The following is a 1,631-nucleotide window of genomic DNA, read 5'->3' as shown; positions in this document are numbered from 1 at the left end:
AGTCGGTCTTGCAGAATCGCGCGAAGCCAAGCGCAGCGTGCGGATAGGTGCAGATAAGCAGTTGCGAAACTCCCAGTTTCAATATGAAATGGGCCTATCTTCTGGGAGTGAGAAGCGCCGATGAGCACACCGGATTTCTTCCGCAGCCGCCTGGACGCGATGATCGATTTGCGGCATCCGCTGGCGGTACTGGCCAACCGGATGCCATGGAGGTCGATAGAAGCGACCTTGACACCGATCTTCGAGCGACGTGCTCGCGAAGGCCGGACGAGCGAGGAGACTGATCTTTTTGGCACGGCGCCCAAGCTGGCGGGTGCGGGCCTTAGCGCTGCCGGACGTCCGCGCCTGTCGATCCGGCTGATGGTCGGGCTGCTCTATCTGAAGCACGCCTACAACGAAAGTGACGAATCGGTTTGTGAGCGCTGGGCACAAGACGTGTATTTCCAGTTTTTCTGCGGCGAGGAGTATTTTCAACCGCACATGCCGTGCGATCCGACCAACCTCGTGCGCTTTCGGCAGGCGCTGGGCGAAGCTGGTGTCGAGGAGTTGCTCGCGACGACAATTGCAGCGGCCGTGGAAATGAAAGCAGTGAGGCCGGCCGAGTTCGAGCGCGTGATTGTCGATACGACGGTCCAACAAAAAGCGATTGCCTATCCGACTGACAGCCGTTTGCTGGAGATTGCACGAGGCAAACTCGCAAGGCTCGCGCAACGTGCCGGACTGGCACTGAAGCAAACATACGAGCGAGAGGGGAAACAATTGCGTCGCCGCGCCGGTGGCTATGCGCATGCGAAGCAGTTCAAGCGACTGCGCCGGGTGCTCAAGCGTCAGCGCACGATCCTCGGACGATTGCTGCGCGACATCGAGAGAAAGTTACCGAACGCATCCACTGAGCAACAGACATCCTTAAGCATCTGGCTTGAGCGCGCCTGGCGTATCTGCCGCCAGCGAGCGAAAGATAAGCACAAGCTCTATGCGCTTCATGCGCCAGAAGTGGAGTGCATCTCAAAAGGCAAGGCTCGCCAGCCGTATGAGTTTGGCGTCAAGGTGAGCCTCGCAATCACGGAGAAGCAAGGCCTGATTGTCGGTGCACGCTCGTTTGTGGGCAACCCCTATGACGGGCATACTCTGTCCGGACAACTTGAACAAACGTCCATCCTGCTTCAGGATCTGCCGGGCGTGTCAAAGCCGAAGACCGTTCTGGCGGACCTCGGGTATCGCGGTGTGGATGCCGATCTCGCGCCAGTACAGTTGATTCACCGAGGTAAACACAAGTCGCTAAGCAGTACACAACGACGATGGCTGAAACGCCGGCAAGCGATAGAACCGATCATCGGGCATGTGAAGCAGGACCACGGCATGCAGCGTTGCTGGCTCAAAGGGCAAACCGGCGACGCCTTACATGCGGTGCTATGCGCGGTGGGCTATAACCTTCGCTGGTTGCTGCGCGCTATTGTTCGCCTGGGGCTTGCGCCCGTGTTTTTTGTTCTCGAGTGGCTGCGCAGCCTCCACAACGCCTCGCGAGGAACCTTGCTCGCACCTCCTACAACTGCCTGAGTTCGAAAAGTACAAGGCCACCTGATGAATGCCCCGAGGCGTCCACGAACAAAACCCAATTTTGCAGGTCCGAC

1 protein-coding gene is annotated in these 1,631 nt (G+C 58.5%); it reads left to right on the top strand.

The features are described from left to right. The first annotated feature begins 120 nt into the window (after positions 1–120). Complete coding sequence (locus tag QCE69_RS39275) at positions 121–1,557, top strand: IS5 family transposase (RefSeq protein WP_309936146.1); 1,437 nt, start codon at positions 121–123, stop codon at positions 1,555–1,557. Positions 1,558–1,631: the final 74 nt, after the last annotated feature.

This window comes from Caballeronia sp. LZ032 (assembly GCF_031451315.1).
Taxonomy (GTDB): Bacteria; Pseudomonadota; Gammaproteobacteria; order Burkholderiales; family Burkholderiaceae; genus Caballeronia.
The sequence above is the reverse complement of the archived record's forward strand: the minus strand, read 5'-3'. Positions and strand labels throughout refer to the sequence as shown.